At 68.2% G+C, this 17143-nt stretch carries 17 protein-coding genes and 4 tRNA genes; 12 read left to right on the top strand and 9 right to left on the bottom strand.

Features of this window, described 5'->3' with window-relative positions; all coding sequences use genetic code 11:
- Window positions 1-173 precede the first annotated feature (173 nt).
- From BW982_RS18630 to BW982_RS02250, 3 genes are read left to right on the top strand one after another with little or no spacing between them, the layout of a single operon-like run.
- Window positions 174-362: a helix-turn-helix domain-containing protein gene (locus BW982_RS18630; RefSeq protein ID WP_083696482.1), complete on the top strand. Its 189-nt coding sequence runs from the start codon at window positions 174-176 to the stop codon at window positions 360-362.
- Between the two features lie 37 nt (window positions 363-399).
- Window positions 400-609, top strand: coding sequence for a helix-turn-helix domain-containing protein (locus BW982_RS02255; RefSeq protein ID WP_076491756.1), 210 nt, complete (start codon window positions 400-402; stop codon window positions 607-609).
- Window positions 606-1091, top strand: a complete 486-nt coding sequence (locus BW982_RS02250; RefSeq protein WP_076490463.1) for a hypothetical protein — start codon at window positions 606-608, stop codon at window positions 1089-1091. The genes BW982_RS02255 and BW982_RS02250 overlap by 4 nt, the downstream gene beginning before the upstream one ends.
- A 692-nt stretch (window positions 1092-1783) precedes the next feature.
- Here BW982_RS02250 and BW982_RS02245 read toward each other — a convergent pair.
- Entirely contained in the window at window positions 1784-2224 is a 441-nt protein-coding gene (locus BW982_RS02245; protein ID WP_076490462.1) for a hypothetical protein, read from the bottom strand.
- 92 nt (window positions 2225-2316) lie between these two features.
- Here BW982_RS02245 and BW982_RS02240 point away from each other — a divergent pair, with 92 nt between their 5' ends.
- Complete coding sequence (locus tag BW982_RS02240; protein ID WP_139327303.1) at window positions 2317-2805, top strand: hypothetical protein; 489 nt, start codon at window positions 2317-2319, stop codon at window positions 2803-2805.
- 104 nt (window positions 2806-2909) lie between these two features.
- Here BW982_RS02240 and BW982_RS02235 read toward each other — a convergent pair.
- The 3 genes from BW982_RS02235 to BW982_RS02225 all read right to left on the bottom strand — a co-directional run bounded on the left by BW982_RS02235 (window position 2910) and on the right by BW982_RS02225 (window position 3218).
- Window positions 2910-2984 (bottom strand) — tRNA-Val (locus BW982_RS02235).
- A 26-nt stretch (window positions 2985-3010) separates the two neighbouring features.
- Window positions 3011-3081: transfer RNA gene (locus BW982_RS02230), tRNA-Cys, on the bottom strand.
- Between the two features lie 64 nt (window positions 3082-3145).
- Window positions 3146-3218, bottom strand: a tRNA-Gly gene (locus BW982_RS02225).
- Window positions 3219-3370: 152 nt separating this feature from the next.
- Between BW982_RS02225 and BW982_RS02220 the strand changes: the two genes are divergently transcribed.
- Together BW982_RS02220 and BW982_RS02215 are read left to right on the top strand one after the other, a co-directional pair.
- Window positions 3371-3446, top strand: a tRNA-Val gene (locus BW982_RS02220).
- Between the two features lie 81 nt (window positions 3447-3527).
- Window positions 3528-3881 carry a hypothetical protein gene (locus tag BW982_RS02215; protein ID WP_076490460.1) on the top strand — a complete coding sequence of 118 codons (354 nt, stop codon included), beginning with the start codon at window positions 3528-3530 and terminating at the stop codon, window positions 3879-3881.
- A 27-nt stretch (window positions 3882-3908) separates the two neighbouring features.
- Here BW982_RS02215 and BW982_RS02210 read toward each other — a convergent pair whose 3' ends face one another.
- From BW982_RS02210 to zapE, 3 genes are all read right to left on the bottom strand, one after another.
- Window positions 3909-4445, bottom strand: a complete 537-nt coding sequence (locus tag BW982_RS02210) for a type II toxin-antitoxin system PemK/MazF family toxin (protein ID WP_076490459.1) — start codon at window positions 4443-4445, stop codon at window positions 3909-3911.
- Between the two features lie 96 nt (window positions 4446-4541).
- Window positions 4542-5813, bottom strand: coding sequence for an ammonium transporter (locus BW982_RS02205; RefSeq protein ID WP_076490458.1), 1272 nt, complete (start codon window positions 5811-5813; stop codon window positions 4542-4544).
- Between the two features lie 168 nt (window positions 5814-5981).
- On the bottom strand, window positions 5982-7019 hold the full coding sequence (gene zapE, locus BW982_RS02200; protein WP_076490457.1) for a cell division protein ZapE: 1038 nt from the start codon (window positions 7017-7019) through the stop codon (window positions 5982-5984).
- 117 nt (window positions 7020-7136) lie between these two features.
- Between zapE and BW982_RS02195 the strand changes: the two genes are divergently transcribed.
- Together BW982_RS02195 and BW982_RS02190 are read left to right on the top strand one after the other, a co-directional pair.
- The gene (locus BW982_RS02195) at window positions 7137-8039 is read left to right on the top strand and encodes a sulfurtransferase (RefSeq protein ID WP_076490456.1); all 903 of its coding nucleotides are present in this window, start codon (window positions 7137-7139) and stop codon (window positions 8037-8039) included.
- A 34-nt stretch (window positions 8040-8073) separates the two neighbouring features.
- On the top strand, window positions 8074-8514 hold the full coding sequence (locus BW982_RS02190; protein ID WP_076490455.1) for a SufE family protein: 441 nt from the start codon (window positions 8074-8076) through the stop codon (window positions 8512-8514).
- 4 nt (window positions 8515-8518) lie between these two features.
- Here BW982_RS02190 and BW982_RS02185 read toward each other — a convergent pair whose 3' ends face one another.
- Window positions 8519-9727: an alpha/beta hydrolase family protein gene (locus BW982_RS02185; protein WP_076490454.1), complete on the bottom strand. Its 1209-nt coding sequence runs from the start codon at window positions 9725-9727 to the stop codon at window positions 8519-8521.
- A 19-nt stretch (window positions 9728-9746) separates the two neighbouring features.
- On the opposite strand from BW982_RS02185, the gene BW982_RS02180 reads away from it, so the two are divergent.
- The 4 genes from BW982_RS02180 (at window position 9747) to BW982_RS02165 (ending at window position 14947) form a co-directional block, all read left to right on the top strand.
- Entirely contained in the window at window positions 9747-10343 is a 597-nt protein-coding gene (locus BW982_RS02180; RefSeq protein ID WP_139327302.1) for a DUF3000 domain-containing protein, read from the top strand.
- A complete protein-coding gene (locus BW982_RS02175; protein WP_076490453.1) occupies window positions 10336-11532 on the top strand; it encodes a ribonuclease D in 1197 nt (398 codons plus the stop codon). Before BW982_RS02180 ends, BW982_RS02175 begins: the two co-directional genes overlap by 8 nt.
- Before the next feature lie 71 nt (window positions 11533-11603).
- On the top strand, window positions 11604-12812 hold the full coding sequence (locus BW982_RS02170; protein ID WP_076490452.1) for a thiolase family protein: 1209 nt from the start codon (window positions 11604-11606) through the stop codon (window positions 12810-12812).
- A complete protein-coding gene (locus BW982_RS02165; protein WP_076490451.1) occupies window positions 12809-14947 on the top strand; it encodes a 3-hydroxyacyl-CoA dehydrogenase NAD-binding domain-containing protein in 2139 nt (712 codons plus the stop codon). The genes BW982_RS02170 and BW982_RS02165 overlap by 4 nt, the downstream gene beginning before the upstream one ends.
- Before the next feature lie 203 nt (window positions 14948-15150).
- On the opposite strand, the gene dxs is transcribed toward BW982_RS02165, so the two are convergent.
- On the bottom strand, window positions 15151-17100 hold the full coding sequence (gene dxs / locus BW982_RS02160) for a 1-deoxy-D-xylulose-5-phosphate synthase (protein ID WP_076490450.1): 1950 nt from the start codon (window positions 17098-17100) through the stop codon (window positions 15151-15153).
- Window positions 17101-17143: the final 43 nt, after the last annotated feature.

Below are 17143 nucleotides of genomic sequence, written 5' to 3'. Positions count from 1 at the left end.
TTCGTCTGACAGCCCCCCGAGTCCACGGGCGACCTGACGGAGTCACTTTTGGGTCCATTTATCTCTTACGATCGAGTCGGCTCTTCCGGGAGAGAGAGGGCGCCTGCGCGTTCCATCGTCACTAGATCCGCATTCAATCAACCTGGACCCGGTATCCGCCTAGCGAGTCAACGATGGAAGCTCTAATGATCTCTGTAGAAGAAACCGCGGGCACCCTGGGCGTCTCCACCAAGACCGTCCGGAGGATGATCTCCAGAGGCGTGCTAGAGGCGCGACGTATTGGTCCACGTCTGCTGCGGGTCCCCGTCGCCGGCCTTGCCCAAACTGGTCGACAGGTCGGCAACTGGAGCCCGAGCTCATGATCCGATTCTGCGAAGAGCACGGCGAAAGGTGACCGACATGCGCACGGGCGACAGTCTTCATAAACCCAATTGGGCCTCAATTCAAACCGTCGCTGAGTACCTTGACGTATCCGACGACACGATCCGGCGGATGATCGCCCGAGGCGATATCCCAGCACGCCGATTCGGGCCTCGACTCATCCGGATCGACATGAACCTCCTCGAGGCCGCCCGTGAGCCCGTCGTGCTGACGGAGGATCAGGCGTGACCCAGGGACCTCACTCCGCCCCAGATGGCGCACGCCGACTGTTCGAGGACCACACCACACCCGCGATCCCGCGGAAGCTAGTCAACGCGGAAGACATCATCAGACTCGCTCGTCGCTCCTCAGACGTTATCCGCACTGAACAGGGGCAGCTTGTCAGGGATGGCGACGAAATCGGCTACGCGATCGGCCAGAAGGATTGGGAGACCTGCATCCGAGTCGGCTGGAGCCGCATGCACCAGCAACGGGATTGGCTCGAGAGCGAAGCCGAGCTAATCGAGTGTGTAGTGAAGGCTGCTCACTCCCACGCCGATCTCATCGCGGATCGAGCCATCTCAGCCCGGCACCTCCACGACGCTCAGCGGCAGATCTCCTCGGCCGAGACCGAGGGAGCGCGGCAGCACTGGAAGAGCGTGGCGATCCTGATGGGCGCGCGAGCACGTCGGATCGAAGCTGACCTGCGTCTGGCTATGAATCTGTCGTGATCGCGTCATCTCGTCGACATGGGCTGCACCTCGAGGGCGAAGCCGATCTAGTCACCATCACTGAACATATGGATATATGAACAATTCAGATGTTCACAAGAGTTGGTAGTTGAGCTAGCTCTCGCTTCGTCATTCTGCGGAATCAAGCGCAATTATCCGCACGTATTTGGTCAAAATGTCTACGGGTGCCGTCATAACCCATGATTTCGAACATCCATCCTGAACATTGCGTTCAGACAGGATGTTCACTGGCAGCGGTCAGTTCACTGCACGCCGGAGTTCTCTGGACCCTTTAGGCCTGTCCCTCACCTCGGGCGCCATTCGTCGGGAGTCTCAGCGTGCTCTGATAAGTCTCCGCCTCGCGTAGAGGACCGCCGTCACTGAAACGGCGGCGCTCCGCGCAATCGTGCACCGCCGTCCGGGACCTTCCAGAAATGGTTTAGGCCGGCAGCCCGCGCCTCGTGTTCACGCCACGAGTGAAGATTCGCCAACAGATATCGCATTGCCCGCCGCATCTCGTGGCGATCCTCTGCTGCATCCAGCCGGGTGGACGAGACGCGCCAACTACTCGATGCCGACATCGCGGCGGCGATCACATGCGTGCAGCGTACGGGTCCCGTCGCCCGAGGGCGCCCTTCTTGGGGCACCCCGCAATTTCACGGCCCGACAACTCAGTGCCGAACTATCAGGACTCAGAACTCGATGCCGAGCTCGCGCTTGGGCTCGGGCAGGCGGCCACGGCCGTGTCCGACTGAGTACCGCAACCGCCGAGAACGCCGGCGATGCAAGTTGGGTTCCTGGCTCCAGGACAGTACGAACGCTGCCGTACCGACCGTGCCCGGCCGATAAATCAGGGTTATCGACATTTTGTCGCCGAATTCCATTCGCTCCGCAGTCCGACGTGAGGACGCGGACAGCAAGCGATCACCCTCCTGCTCGAACCGTACATCGCGCGCTGCACCGCGCCCCCTGTTCGCCACGGTGCCCGTCACGCGCAGTTCGCCATCGCTGTCTTCCTTGATCGCGATATCGGTAACCCACCGTGGAGTGGCGGTGCGGTTCCGCCAGTACGTCGCACTGCTGACGAGCAAGCTTGCGCCCGACAGGATCAGCGCCCACCACCCGACGTCCACAAGCGAACGATATCGAGGGAGAGGAAGGGTGGTGCACGGCACGCCGCGTGTCGAGAGGCTGCGCTACAGCCGACGAGGGCCAGACTCCCGTCATGAATGAGTTGTGGCCCGTCATCGTGGGTGGAGCGATTGGACTAATGGGCGCCCTTATCGGATCGTTGACAACCGCCTTCATTGCTTCTGCTCAGGCCAAGCAGGACGACGATCGTTGGATTCGGCAGCAGCGTCTGGCGGCCTACATGCCTGCGGTTTCATTCCTGCGCCAGTTCGAGTATCGCGCGTCGGTCTACTTCGACCTCATGGGCCGAGTCGAGGATTCCATACCGCGCGGCGCGACCGCCGAGCAGATCGGTGAGTTGCGAGAGCAGTACGCAACCGAGGCGGCGGATTATCACGACCACCTGAGCCGCATCGACGGCGAGCTTGCGCCGGTCATCGTCGTGGGTCCGGATGCGGTGCGCGATGCTGTGGAGGCGTTCGCGCGAGGCGCTCGTGAAGAGCCGACATCGTGGCGCAACTTCGGCAGAGACTTCCCGCCCGTTGTCGCAGCGATGCGCGAGGCGGTGCGCATCCCACGTTGAGCGGAGGGGAAGCCTCATTCGCGATGCCCCACGTATGTCCCACGCGACGGGTGCACCCCTCCCCCCACAATGCAAGAAACCCCCGGTAAACCGAGGGTTTCAGGTGGTGCGCGATACTGGGATCGAACCAGTGACCTCTTCCGTGTCAGGGAAGCGCGCTACCGCTGCGCCAATCGCGCCTATGAAGGCTGTTCAGTTGTAGGCGAGGTGGCGACGGGATTCGAACCCGTGTAAACGGCTTTGCAGGCCGGTGCCTAGCCGCTCGGCCACGCCACCGTGTGTGGTTCGACCCACGTGTCGTGATCTTCCGTCATGAACCTGACGATGATCTTCACACTCGAGCGGATGACGAGACTCGAACTCGCGACCCCAACCTTGGCAAGGTTGTGCGCTACCAACTGCGCTACATCCGCATTTCGTTCCCGGGGCTTGCCCCGAGCACTCGTAAGACATTACCCGATTCCCGGGCGTCCGCAAAACCGGACGCGGCCCGCGCGTGTCCGCCCGGGTGGTCCGATCGGGCCGCGCGGATCGGGTAAGGTGGTCGAGTCCCGTTCGGGACGATGGGCGATTGGCGCAGTTGGTAGCGCGCTTCCTTCACACGGAAGAGGTCGTCGGTTCGAGTCCGGCATCGCCCACCACACAGCCCCCGGTTCGCCGGGGGCTTCGTCGTTTCTTGGCGTTGCCTGGGCTGACGGCATCCGCTCCCCTAGGCTCTGCCCATGGAGCAGACCGCCGCCCGTCCCGTGCCCGGCTCTCGACTGCGCGGGTTCTCCTCGGCGGTCGTCCTCGTCGTCGGCGTCCTCATCGTGCCGATGGCCATCACCGTCGCCTTCACCAGCTGGACCTCGCCGGATGCGCACGACTACGTCCGCATGGCTTTCGCTCAGGTCGCGGGAGCGGTGGTGGCGATGATCACGGCCGTGGGCCTCTTCATTCACCGGATCATCCGCCGTCGTCCTCTCCGCGACACCGTCTGGTTCGGTGTGTTCGCGGCGATGATCGTCGCGTGGCAGGTGTCGAACCTCTCGTTCGCCGCGGACATGCTGCTCCAGCGGCTTTCCGTCGGCGTCTGACGCCCCTCGCGGGGCGACGCGCGCCCCTCAGCCCTGCGTCCACCCGTAGCGGGCTCGCAGAGCGGATGCCACGGCGTCGAAGCGGCGCCGGTCCAGGGTCGCGGCTTCGCGGCGCATGCCGGCGTCGTGCACCAGATAGAGCTGCTCAATATCGACCCACGACGGGCGTCGCTGCGGGTCCCACTCCCCCGTGCCGAGCGCCAGGTAGTCGCGATCGCCGGCGTGGGGCTTGCTGGTGAGGCGCACGGCGTAGGAGCGGGTGGCATCCGCCCGTCCGATGATGAGCACCGGACGGTCCTTGCCGCGTCCGTCGCGTTCCTCGTACGGGACCCAGGTCCATACGATCTCGCCGCCGTCGGGGGCGCCGTCCCGTTGGGGTGCGTACGAGAGGGTCAGCCTGCGCGGTGGGGCGATTTCGACGGTCGCAGACTCTCCGCTGCCCTGACCGGGCGTGAGGGGCGCTGAGGCCGTGCTGCGGCTTCTCGGCGCCGTGGGCGCCAGGGCGCGGCTCGAGGGCCGGAAGGCTCGCAGGAGGGCGGACACGAGGCGCGCGGCGGTTCCCATACGCACAACCCTAGACAGCGCCCCGCGGCACCCGGACCCAGAGAAGGACGGGGCGCCACGGACGAATCCGTGACGCCCCGTCCCGGGGAGTGCGTATCAGCGGGCGTCGGTGAGGACGTAGCCCTCTTCACCGTGCACGACGGTGTCGATGCCGGCGATCTCGTCCTCGTTCTTCACGCGGAAGCCGATCGTCTTCTCGATCGCGAAGCCGATGACGTAGGCGAGCACGAACGAGTAGATCAGGACCGAGAAGGCCGCGATGGCCTGCACGAGCAGCTGGTTGAACGAGCCGCTCTCGATGAGGCCCGTGCCGCGGGCGAAGATGCCCAGGTACAGGGTTCCGAGGAGACCGCCGACCAGGTGAACGCCGACCACGTCGAGCGAGTCGTCGAAGCCGAGCTTGAACTTCAGCTCGATCGCCAGGGCGCAGACCGCACCGGCGAGGAGGCCGAGGACGATCGCCCAGATCGGGTCGAGGGCGGCGCAGGCCGGGGTGATCGCGACGAGACCCGCGACGGCACCGGAGGCGGCGCCGACGGACGTGGGCTTGCCGTCCTTGATCTTCTCGACGAGCAGCCAGCTGAGCAGGGCTGCGGCCGGAGCGATGATCGTGTTGACGAAGGCGAGGGCGGCGGTGCCGTCCGCGGCGAGCTCCGAACCGGCGTTGAAGCCGAACCAGCCGAACCACAGCAGACCGGCACCGAGGAGCACGAAGGGCGGGTTGTGCGGGGCGTGAGCGCCCTTCTGGAAGCCGACGCGCTTGCCGAGAACGAGCGCCAGGGCGAGTGCTGCGGCACCGGCGTTGATGTGAACGGCGGTACCACCGGCGAAGTCGATCGCGCCGACACCGAAGACGTCCTGCATGCCCTTGGTGATCCAGCCGCCGTACGAGAACGAGCCGTCCTCGGCGAGGCCGAAGTTGAAGACCCAGCTGGCGACCGGGAAGTAGACGATCGTCGACCACAGGAAGGCGAAGACCATCCACGAGCCGAACTTGGCGCGGTCGGCGATGGCGCCCGAGACGAGCGCGACGGTGATGATCGCGAACGTGGCCTGGAAGGCGACGAAAGCGAGCGGCGGGTAGGCGGCGCCCTCAGGCGTCTCGAGCACGCCCGTGAGGCCGAGCTCGTTGAAGTCGATGGCCCACGGAGCCTGCGTGACGCCGGCGTCCGTGGCGGGGAATGCGATCGCGTAGCCGTACAGCGCCCACAGGACTCCGATGAGTCCCATGGCGCCGAAGCTCATCATCATCATGCTGATGACGCTCTTGGCCTTCACCAGGCCGCCGTAGAAGAACGCCAGGCCGGGCGTCATGAGCAGCACGAGTGCCGCTGCTAGCAGGATGAATGCGGTGTTGCCTTGATCCATCTCGGAGGGAACCTCTCTGCAGGGACGCAGGTGTAGCGTCGGGTCCCCTCAGTGTTCACAGTCCCGGTTTCCATCGCCGTTCGACTCGTGTTTCGAACGCGTTACAGCAGCGACGACAGTGTAAACATCACGTTTCGGACTGCCGCGAAGCGGCGATGAAACGGTCGGTCAGGAGTGCGTCAACGCGACCAGACGTGACACGGCACGCAGGTACTTCTTGCGGTAGCCGCCCGCGAGCATCTCGTCGGCGAACACCGTGTTCAGGGGAACGCCGGTGGCGCGGATCGGGATCTGCGCGTCATAGGCGCGGTCGACGAATGCGACCAGTCGCAGCGCCGCGGACTGGTCGTGCAGCACCTGGACGTCGCGCAGCCCGATCGTGTCGACGCCGTCGATCAGACGGATGAAGCGGGACGGGTGCACGCGGGCGAGGTGCGCCACCACACCCGCGAACTCGTCGTCGGTCGCGACGCCGCGCGCCGCGGCATCCCGGATCGCCTCGGCGTACTCGCTGTCCGTGAGGACCCGGGCCTCGCCGTCGATCGCGCGCTGACGGAAGTCGGTGCCGTCGATGCGGATCGTGCGGAAGCTGTCGGCCATCGACTGGATCTCGCGGAGGAAGTCCTGCGCGGCGAAACGTCCCTCGCCGAGGGCGTTGGGCGGGGTGTTCGACGTCGCCGCGAGACGGGTCCCGGATGCCACGAGCTCGCCGAGCAGCCGGGTCATCACCATCGTGTCGCCCGGGTCGTCGAGCTCGAACTCGTCGATGCACAGCAGATCGGAGCCGCGGAACAGCTCCACCGCCTTCGCGTAGCCGAGGACGCCGACGAGCGCCGTGTACTCGATGAAGGAGCCGAAGTACTTCCGACGGGCGGGCATCGCGTGGTAGATCGACGCGAGCAGGTGGGTCTTCCCGACACCGAATCCGCCGTCGAGATACACCCCGGGCTTGACCGGCGGGGTCTTCTCGGCGCGGCGGAAGAAGCCGCTCTTCTTCACGGGTGCGCTGTGGCCGGTGGCGAAAGCCTGCAGCAGCTCCTTCGCCTCCTGCTGCGAGGGGTAGGCGGCATCCGCTCGATAGGAGTCGAACGTCGCACCGTCGAACTGCGGCGGCGGCACGAGCGCACTCACCATCTCGGCGCCAGAGATGGCCGGCTCGCGATCGATGAGGTGGACGACACCGGTCGTCGCGGGCGTGGAGGTCATGGCCGTCCTGTGTCGCAGTCTTACAAAGGGACACCTGCTCCGACGCGGCGGATCTAGGGTCGAAGGGCGGCTTCCACCCTACGCCGCCTGCTCCCCCACCCCGACCGAGGAGACATCGTGACCGTCGAGTTCGACACCACCTCCCCCAAGTTCGCCGAGTATGCAGAGCCCGGCCGTCTCGTGACCGGCGACTGGCTGCAGGAACGCCTCGGCCAGCCCGGCCTCGTGGTGGTGGAGTCAGACGAGGACGTGCTGCTCTACGAGACGGGTCACATCCCGGGCGCCGTGAAGCTCGACTGGCACACCGAGCTCAACGACCCCGTCGTCCGGGATTACCTCGACGGCGAGGGCTTCGCGAAGCTGCTGAGCCGCAAGGGCATCGCCCGCGACGACACCGTCGTCATCTACGGAGACAAGAACAACTGGTGGGCCGCGTACGCCCTGTGGGTGTTCTCCCTGTTCGGACACGAGGACGTGCGCCTGCTCGACGGCGGCCGCGACAAGTGGATCGCCGAGGGTCGCCCGCTCACCACCGAGCCGACCACGCGCGAGCCCGTCGAGTACCCGATCGTCGAGCGCGACGACGCCCTGATCCGCGCCTACAAGGACGACGTCCTCGCCCACCTCGGCAACCCGCTGATCGACGTGCGCTCCCCCGAGGAGTACTCGGGCGAGCGCACCTCCGCCCCCGCCTACCCCGAAGAGGGCGCGCTCCGCGCCGGTCACATCCCGAGTGCGCAGAGCGTTCCGTGGGCGAAGGCCGTGGCCGAGGACGGCGGTTTCAAGTCGCGCGAAGAACTGGATGCCATCTACCGCGACGGCGCGGGTCTGAAAGACGGCGACAAGATCGTGGCGTATTGCCGCATCGGCGAGCGGTCCAGCCACACGTGGTTCGTGCTCAAGCACCTCCTGGGCTTCGAGGACGTGCGCAACTACGACGGGTCGTGGACCGAATGGGGCAGCGCCGTGCGCGTGCCGATCGTTGCGGGAGCAGAGCCGGGCGAGGTCCCGGTGCGCTGATCCCGCGCGTCGCGGGCGTGGGAGACTGACGGTGATGTCCGAGAACACCCTCCCCGCCCGCCTCGCCGAGATCCGCGACGAGTTCCTCGAGCTCGACGAGCCCGACCGTCTGCAGCTGCTCCTGGAGTTCTCCCACGAGCTGCCGGACGTCCCGGCGGAGTACGCCGATCACCCGGAGATGTGCGAGCGGGTCGCCGAGTGCCAGTCGCCCGTGTACATCGTGGTCGACGTCGACGACGCGGGCCGCGTGGCGATGCACGCGACGGCACCCGCCGAGGCGCCCACGACGCGCGGCTTCGCGAGCATCCTGGCGCAGGGTCTCACCGGACTCTCGGCCGCGGAGGTGCTGGCGGTCCCGGACGACTTCCCGCAGGGCATCGGACTCACCCGCGCCGTCAGCCCGCTGCGGATCGCCGGAATGACCGGCATGCTCATGCGCGCGAAGCGTCAGGTGCGTGCCAAGAGCGGTCTCTGACGCGTCACTCTTCGGTGGCGAGGCCCCGCGCGCGCACCCAGTCCTGGATCACCCGGGTCCACCGGGTCTCGTCGTAGTTCCATAGTTTGGTGTGGCGCGCGACGCCGAACGTCTCCATCATGACGAGATCCGGTCGCGCGTCGGCGAGGGCGTGAGAGGCGTCGCTCGGCACGAAACCGTCGTCGTCGCTGTGCAGGACGAGCACGGGATGCCGGAGTTCACCGGCGCGCGCGACGGCGTCGAGGCTGTCGAGCGGAATCGCGGACCCGCTGCGGGTGAGCACCGCGCCCCAGTCGGAGCCGAGGATCTGCTGCGCGAACGCCAGAACGATCGCGGGCAGGCGGAGGAGCCGGCTCTGGTACCGCAACACGGTGCGCCAGTCGGCGACGGGCGACTCCAGGATGAGACCCGCGATCACATCACGGTGGGGAGAGGAGAACTCGGTCTGCAGCGCGATCGCGCCCCCCATGGACCACCCCATGAGTATGATGCGGCGGGCTCCCTGGCGGCGGGCGTAGCCGATCGCGGCGTCCACGTCACGCCACTCGGTCGCACCGAGGGCGTAGGTGCCCGTGCGGCTGCGGGGCGCCTCGCCGTCGTTGCGGTAAGACACGAGCAGGCTCGTGATGCCGAGTTCGTGGAAGACCGGCACGGCGCGCAGCGCTTCGGAGCGCGTCGTCCCGCGGCCGTGCACCTGGATCACCCAGACGTCGCTGTCGATCGCCGCCGGGAACTCCCACGCCGGGCAGGGCCCCACGGGGGTGCCGATCAGCGCGTTCCGGTACGGGATCTGCAGGTCCTCGGGCTTGTCGTAGTACCAGCCGCTGAAGGCCGCCGCGGGCGCGAGCTGAGAGTCCGCCGGGACGTGCGTGAGGAGCTTCCGCGTCACGCCCGCGCCGTCCTCCTTCACGACCGACCCCAGGCGCAGGTAGTCGGAGGTGCCCGTCGTGAACAGCCCGTAGCGCCCCGGAAGCGAGGTGTCGTCGGTGCGTTCGAGGGTGATGGTCTGCGCAGCCGGATCGAGAGAGAGGATTCGGACGTCGGGGACGCGGCCCGCGGGGGTGACCACGGTGCGGGCCATCCGCAGCGAGACGGCGCCGAGCGCTGTGGCGCTGAGTCCGAGAGCGGCGGTCAGAACGGTGAGGGCCACCCGCACCGGTGCGGCCGCGGGATGCGGGGCCCGGCGCCTCGCGGCGCGCCTGGGAGCGTTCATCGAGGCCTCACTCTAGTCTGTGGCCGTGACTGACCCCCGCTCACCCGAGGCGGCGACTGCTTTCGCCCGGGCGGCCGACGAGTTGCGCGCGACCTCGTTCCGCGATGACTTCGTGGTGCGCGAGATCCCGTCGCCGTCGGGTCTTGCACCGCAGTCGCTGGCGCTCGCCGGTGATGTGCGACCCGACGTGCACGCGACGGATTCGCTGTTCGGCACGGGGCGCTTCATCCTTCTGCACGACCCGGAGGAGCCCGAGTCGTGGGGCGGTGCGTGGCGCGTGGTGTGCTTCGCGCAGGCGCCGCTCGAGCCGGAGATCGGAATCGATCCCCTGCTGGCGGAGGTCGCCTGGTCGTGGCTGATCGACGCCCTCGATTCGCGCGGTGCCGAACGCCATTCCGAGTCGGGGACGGCGACCAAGACGCTGTCGACCGGCTTCGGTGCGCTCGCGTCGCAGGGTGAAGGGTCGCAGATCGAACTTCGCGCGTCATGGTCGCCGCGCGGTCCCTTCCGTCCCCACCTCGAGGCGTGGGCGGAGCTTGTCTGCATGCTCGCCGGACTCCCCCCGGGGTCGGAGGGCGTTGCGGTTCTCGGAGCCCGGAGGCCCCCGCGTGGTTGAGTACATCGTCATCGAGGATGCCGCGGGTCTCGCCGCGGCGTCGCAGTCTCTGGCATCCGGAGTCGGTCCCGTCGCGGTCGACGTCGAGCGCGCCTCGGGGTTCCGCTACTCTCAGCGCGCCTACCTGATCCAGGTGTTCCGCCGGGAGGCGGGCGTCTTCCTGTTCGACCCGTCCACGATCGAGGACTTCTCCCCCCTTCAGGAGGCGATCGGCGACGTCGAGTGGGTCTTCCACGCGGCGAGCCAGGATCTTCCGTCGCTGCGCGAGCGCGGTCTCGAACCCCCCGTGATCTTCGACACCGAGTTGGGCTCGCGGCTGCTGGGGCATGAACGCGTCGGCCTCGGCGCCGTCGTCGAGGAGACGCTGGGGATCACCCTCGCCAAGGCCCATTCCGCGGCGGACTGGTCGACCAGGCCGCTGCCGGCGTCCTGGCTGGAGTATGCGGCCCTCGATGTCGAGCACCTCGTCGATGTGCGGGACAAGCTCGCGCAAGAGCTGGCCGAGCAGGACAAGACCGAGTTCGCCCGCCAGGAGTTCCAGGCCGTGCTCGAGCGCGAGCCGAAGCCGCCGCGCGACGACCCGTGGCGTCGCCTCAGCGGCCTGCACACCGTCCGCGGCCGCCGCTCACTCGCCGTGGCCCGTTCTCTGTGGCAGGCACGCGAGGACTACGCCCGCGAGCAGGACGTGGCCCCCGGCCGCCTCGTGCCCGACCGGGCCCTGGTCGCCGCCGTCCTCGCCGACCCGCAGAGCAAGCAGGCCCTCGCGGGTGTGAAGGAGTTCAACGGACGGGCCAGCCGGACCCAGCTCGACCGCTGGTGGAACGCGATCGTCGCGGGACGCGAAGCCACCGATCTGCCGCCGGACCGCGTGCCCAGCGACACCCTCCCCCCGCCCCGTGCGTGGGTCGACCGCAACCCCGAGGCGGACCGCCGCCTGAAGGCCGCGCGTCCCGCCGTCGAGGCCCGCGCGGAGGAACTCCGGATGCCGACGGAGAACCTGCTCACCCCCGAGACGCTGCGTCGCGTGGCGTGGACTCCCCCGGCCGAGCTGACGGTCGAGGCGGTCTCTGCCGCTCTCGCCGACCTCGGCGCCCGCCCGTGGCAGATTGAGCAGACTGCACAGGTGATCGCCGATAGCTTTGTAGCTTCCCTCAACGTCGATCCGGACGCCGCGGAGCCGACTTCGTAGGTTCGGACAACCGATTCTTCGCGCTGCGACGCGTTTCCTAGGCTGGCTGCATCCCAACTTTTGGAGGCAGAGTGGCCGAGATGTCGGACGTCTTCTTCGTCGACGGTATGCGGACCCCTTTCGGGCGCGCCGGCGAGAAGGGCATGTACTGGAACACCCGCGCGGACGACCTGGTGGTCAAAGCGATCATCGGGCTGATGGAGCGCAACGGCGACGTGCCGAAGGACCGGATCGACGACGTGGCGATCGCCGCGACGTCGCAGACCGGTGACCAGGGCCTCACGCTCGGGCGCACGGCGGCGATCCTCGCCGGCCTGCCGATGACCGTGCCGGGCCTGGCGATCGAGCGCATGTGCGCCGGCGCGATGACGAGCGTCACCACGATGGGCGCGTCGATCGGCGTCGGCATGTACGACGTCGCCCTCGCGGGCGGTGTCGAGCACATGGGGCGCCACCCCATCGGCGCCAACGCCGACCCGAACCCGCGGTTCGTCGCCGAGAAGCTCGTCGACCCGGGCGCGCTCAACATGGGCGTGACGGCCGAGCGCATCCACGACCGGTTCCCGCACCTGACCAAGGAGCGCGCGGACCGCTTCGGCATGGCCAGCCAGCACAAGGCGCAGGCGGCGTACGAGGCCGGCAAGTTCCAGCCCGACCTCGTCCCGGTCGCGATCAAGGATGCCGAGGGCGCCTGGGGCCTCGCCACCGAGGACGAGGGGCGCCGCCCCGAGACGACCCTCGAGGGCCTGGCATCCCTCAAGACCCCCTTCCGGCCGCACGGCCGCGTCACCGCCGGCACGTCGTCTCCGCTCACCGACGGCGCGACGATCAGCCTGCTCGCGGGCTCCGCCGCCGTGAAGGAGTTCGGCCTCGCGCCGAAGATGCGGATGGTCTCGTTCGCGTTCGCGGGTGTGCAGCCCGAGATCATGGGCATCGGTCCGATCCCCTCGACCGAGAAGGCGCTGAAGAAGGCCGGTCTGACGATCGACGACATCGGCCTGTTCGAACTCAACGAGGCCTTCGCGATCCAGGTCATCTCGCTGCTCGACCACTTCGGCATCGCCGACGACGACCCGCGCGTCAACCCGTGGGGCGGCGCCATCGCCCTGGGCCACCCGCTCGCGGCATCCGGTGTCCGTCTCATGATCCAGCTCGCGGCGCACTTCGCCGAGCGTCCCGACGTGCGCTACGGCCTCACGGCGATGTGCGTCGGTCTCGGCCAGGGCGGCTCCGTGATCTGGGAGAACCCGTTCTTCGACGGAAAGAAGAAGCGCAAGTGACCGACTACGCCGCCATCGACTTCTCGCCGCTCGACGCCCTCACGGGCGACGAGGTGGTCACCCACTCCCCCGTCCGCGACGTACGGCTCCCCTCGGGCAACGTCGTCGCCCTCGTCACGCTCGACAACGGCCGCGACCACACCCGGCCGAACACGCTGGGGCCCGCGACCCTCGCGGAGCTCGGCCGCACGCTCGAGACGCTGAAGCAGCGGGCCGCGGCCGGGGAGATCCACGCGGTCGCGATCACCGGCAAGCAGTACATCCTGGCCGCCGGGGCCGACCTCTCCGACGTCGCGAAGCTGCCGTCGAAGGAGGTCGCGCGCCTCATCGCGCAGCGCGGACACCAGGTGCTGGGTTCGCTGTCCGAACTCGGCGTCCCGTCGTTCGCGTTCGTCAACGGCCTCGCCCTGGGCGGTGGTCTCGAGATCGCGCTGAACTCGACCTACCGCACGGTCGACGCCTCTGCGGCCGCCATCGCGCTGCCCGAGGTGTTCCTCGGCATCATCCCCGGCTGGGGTGGCGCGTACCTGCTGCCGAACCTCATCGGCATCGAGAACGCGCTCGAGGTCGTGGTGTCGAACCCGCTCAAGCAGAACCGGATGCTCAAGCCCCAGCAGGCGTTCGACCTCGGGATCATGGATGCCATCTTCCCCGCGGCCAGCTACCTCGAGGACTCGCTGCGGTGGGCCGACGGCGTGCTGACCGGTCGGGTCCGTGTCGAGCGCAAGAACGAGCCCGGCAAGATCGAGCGCCTCACCAAGTGGCCGATCGCGATCAAGGTCGCGCGAAACATGCTCGAGTCCAAGATCGGGACCGTCCCCCGCTCCCCCTACGTCGCGCTCGACCTGCTCGACAAGGCCAAGAGCGGCACGAAGGCCGAGGGCTTCGCCCGCGAGGACGAGGCTCTCGCCGACCTCATCACGGGCGACCAGTTCGCGGCATCCATGTATGCCTTCGACCTCGTGCAGAAGCGCGCGAAGCGCCCGGTCGGGGCTCCCGACAAGGCGCTGGCGAAGAAGGTCACGAAGGTCGGCGTCATCGGCGCGGGCCTCATGGCCTCGCAGTTCGCCCTGCTGTTCGTGCGGAAGCTGCGCGTGCCCGTGATCATCACCGACCTCGACCAGGGACGCGTCGACAAGGGCGTGGCATCCATCCGCGAGGAGATCGGGAAGCTCGAAGCGAAGGGCCGGCTCGACGCGGACACCGCGAACCAACTGCGCGCGCTCGTGCACGGCACGACCGACCGGTCGGAGTTCGCCGACTGCGACTTCGTCATCGAGGCCGTCTTCGAAGAGGTGGGTGTCAAGCAGGAGGTGTTCTCGGCGATCGAGAAGATCGTCGCCGAAGACACGATCCTCGCCACCAACACCTCGTCGCTCTCGGTCGCCGAGATCGGGTCGGTGCTGCAGAATCCCGAGCGTCTCGTCGGGTTCCACTTCTTCAACCCCGTCGCGGTCATGCCGCTCATCGAGGTCGTGAGAACGGATGCCACCTCCGACGCCGCGCTATCGACCGCGTTCGTCGTGGCCAAGGGCCTGGGGAAGAACGCGGTGCTGACCGCCGACGCGCCCGGGTTCGTCGTCAACCGCCTGCTCGCCAAGGTCATGGGCGAGGCCGCACGCGCGGTGTACGAGGGAACGCCGATCACGGTCGTCGAGAAGGCCTTCGCGCCGCTCGGACTGCCGATGGGACCGTTCCAGCTCATCGACCTCGTCGGTTGGAAGGTCGCGGCCCACGTGCAGGACACGATGGCGCACGCCTTCCCCGACCGCTTCTTCGCATCCGAGAACTTCCACGAGCTCGCGGCACTCCCTGAGGTCGTCGAGAAGGACAAGGGCGGCCGCGTGACCGGCTGGACCAAGGCCGCTCAGAAGGTGCTCGTCACCGGTAAGACGCCGGTCGCACCCGAGACGATCCTCGCCCGCGTGCAGGATGGTCTCGCCCAGGAGATCAGGATCATGCTCGACGAGGGCGTGGTGCCCGAGGTGCAGGACATCGACCTGTGCCTCATCCTCGGCGCCGGGTGGCCGTTCATCGACGGCGGAGCCTCGCCCTACCTCGACCGCGAGGGGGCGTCGGAGCGCGCCTTCGGCGACACGTTCCACCACCCGCCGATCCGCGGCATCGGCGGCTGATCCCCGCACGTACGAGAACGGCGCCGTCCCGAGGGGGCGGCGCCGTTGTCGTGCGCGGGTGGGTCGGCCCGGCTACGGGCCACCACTTCACGCGATCTGATCGACATCACACGTCGTCGCGCGTCGCAGTGCGTACGTTCGCCCATTTCACGTGAAATGGACGCTGACGAGCGGCGCGCCGCGTACGGTGCGGGGTCAGCGGGTCACGGACGGGACTTCTCCCACTCCTCCAGCGTCGGGATTGAGCCGGTGGGCGTCTGACGCGCCATCGGAATGCGCGTCCCGAGCACCTGGGCCACCACGTCGTGGGCGATCTTGGATGCCGTGAGCCCGGCGTCCTCGAGGATCTGCTCGCGCGTGGCGTGATCGATGAACTCGTCCGGGATGCCGAGCTCGTCGACCGCCGTGTCGACCCCGGCCTCACGCAGGACCTGGCGCACGCGGGTGCCGACGCCGCCGACGCGGATACCGTCCTCGATCGTGATCACCAGACGGTGCTCGCGGGCGAGGTCGACGATCGACGGCTGCACGGGGATCGCCCAGCGCGGGTCGACGACCGTCGCTCCGATGCCCTGCGCGCGCAGGCGTTCGGCGACCTCCATCGCGAGGTGGACCATCGGTCCGATGCCGACCAGCAGCACGTCATCAGACGTGCCGCGGGCCAGGACGTCGACGCCGTCGGGCAGGCGCTCGATCGCGTCGAGGTCGGCCGGGACACCGCCCTTCGGGTAGCGCACCACCGTCGGAGCATCGCCGACGGCGACCGCCTCACGGAACTCCTCGCGGAGCCGCGTCGCATCGCGCGGAGCGGCGATCCGGATGCCGGGGACCAGCTGCAGCATCGCCAGATCCCAGATGCCGTGGTGGCTCGGACCGTCGGGGCCGGTCACACCGGCGCGGTCGAGCACGAACGTGACCCCGGCCTTGTGCAGGGCGACATCCATCATGACCTGGTCGAACGCGCGGTTCATGAAGGTCGCGTAGATCGCGACGACCGGGTGCAGGCCACCGAAGGCCAGGCCCGCGGCCGAGGCGACCGCGTGCTGCTCGGCGATACCGACGTCGTAGACGCGCTCGGGGAAGCGTTCCGCGAAGGACTGCAGGCCCGTGGGTCGCAGCATCGCCGCGGTCATCGCGATGACGTCGTCGCGTTCCCCGCCCACCGCGGTCAGCTCCTCGGCGAACACGTCGGTCCACTGCGGACCTCCGCCCGAGCCGAGTGCCTCGCCCGTGATCGGGTCGATCTTGCCGACGGCGTGGAACTGGTCGGCGGTGTCGCTGAGGGCGGGGGCGTATCCGCTTCCCTTGTCGGTGATCGCGTGCACGATGACCGGGGCGCCGTACGACTTCGCCAGCTCGAGCGTCTCGATGAGCGACTCGAAGTCGTGTCCGTCGATCGGTCCCAAGTACTTGATGTCGAGATTGCTGTACAGCGCTTCGTTGTTGGTGAAGCGGGAGAGGAAGCCGTGGGTGCCGCCCCGCACTCCCCGGTAGACGGCGCGCGCCGCGGGGCCGAGCCGCCGGAACAGCGTGTCGGAACTGCGGTGGAGGTGCCGGTACGCCTCGTTCGTGCGCACGCGGTTCAGGTAGCGCGCCATGCCGCCGATCGTGGGCGCGTAGGAGCGACCGTTGTCGTTGACGACGATGACGAGGTTCCGGTCGTTGTCGTCGCTGATGTTGTTCAGCGCCTCCCACGTCATTCCGCCGGTGAGGGCGCCGTCGCCCACGACGGCGATGACGTGCCGGTCCTTACGGCCGGTGCGCGAGAACGCCCGTGAGACGCCGTCGGCCCAGCTCAGCGAGCTCGACGCGTGAGAGGACTCGACGATGTCGTGCTCGCTCTCGGAGCGCTGCGGGTATCCGGCGAGGCCCCCGCGCGAGCGCAGCTGCGCGAAATCCTGGCGCCCGGTGAGGATCTTGTGGACGTACGACTGGTGCCCGGTGTCGAAGATGATCGGGTCTTCGGGTGAGTCGAAGACTTTGTGCAGGGCGATCGTCAGCTCGACGACGCCGAGGTTCGGACCGAGGTGGCCGCCGGTGCGGGCGACGTTCTCGACGAGGAACGAGCGGATCTCGGCCGCGAGCTGCCGCAGTTCGTCGGGCGTCAGTGCGTCGAGATCACGGGGACCGTGGATGCCGGGTAGGAGAGCCATACGACTCCTCTCGTGCGGTGCGCGCAGTGGCCTGCGCGTCTGT

The sequence above is a fragment of the Microbacterium sp. RURRCA19A genome (assembly GCF_900156455.1).
In the GTDB taxonomy this organism is placed as follows: domain Bacteria; phylum Actinomycetota; class Actinomycetes; order Actinomycetales; family Microbacteriaceae; genus Microbacterium.
This window is presented reverse-complemented; position numbering and strand designations above follow the sequence as displayed.

Coding starts and splice junctions, on each gene's coding strand:
- BW982_RS18630 (WP_083696482.1), top strand. CDS start 174: ATGGAAGCTCTAATGATCTCTGTAGAAGAAACCGCGGGCACCCTGGGC.
- zapE (WP_076490457.1), bottom strand. CDS start 7,019: ATGACCTCCACGCCCGCGACGACCGGTGTCGTCCACCTCATCGATCGC.
- BW982_RS02205 (WP_076490458.1), bottom strand. CDS start 5,813: ATGGATCAAGGCAACACCGCATTCATCCTGCTAGCAGCGGCACTCGTG.
- BW982_RS02215 (WP_076490460.1), top strand. CDS start 3,528: ATGGAGCAGACCGCCGCCCGTCCCGTGCCCGGCTCTCGACTGCGCGGG.
- BW982_RS02190 (WP_076490455.1), top strand. CDS start 8,074: ATGTCCGAGAACACCCTCCCCGCCCGCCTCGCCGAGATCCGCGACGAG.
- BW982_RS02185 (WP_076490454.1), bottom strand. CDS start 9,727: ATGAACGCTCCCAGGCGCGCCGCGAGGCGCCGGGCCCCGCATCCCGCG.
- BW982_RS02210 (WP_076490459.1), bottom strand. CDS start 4,445: ATGGGAACCGCCGCGCGCCTCGTGTCCGCCCTCCTGCGAGCCTTCCGG.
- BW982_RS02255 (WP_076491756.1), top strand. CDS start 400: ATGCGCACGGGCGACAGTCTTCATAAACCCAATTGGGCCTCAATTCAA.
- dxs (WP_076490450.1), bottom strand. CDS start 17,100: ATGGCTCTCCTACCCGGCATCCACGGTCCCCGTGATCTCGACGCACTG.
- BW982_RS02240 (WP_139327303.1), top strand. CDS start 2,317: ATGAATGAGTTGTGGCCCGTCATCGTGGGTGGAGCGATTGGACTAATG.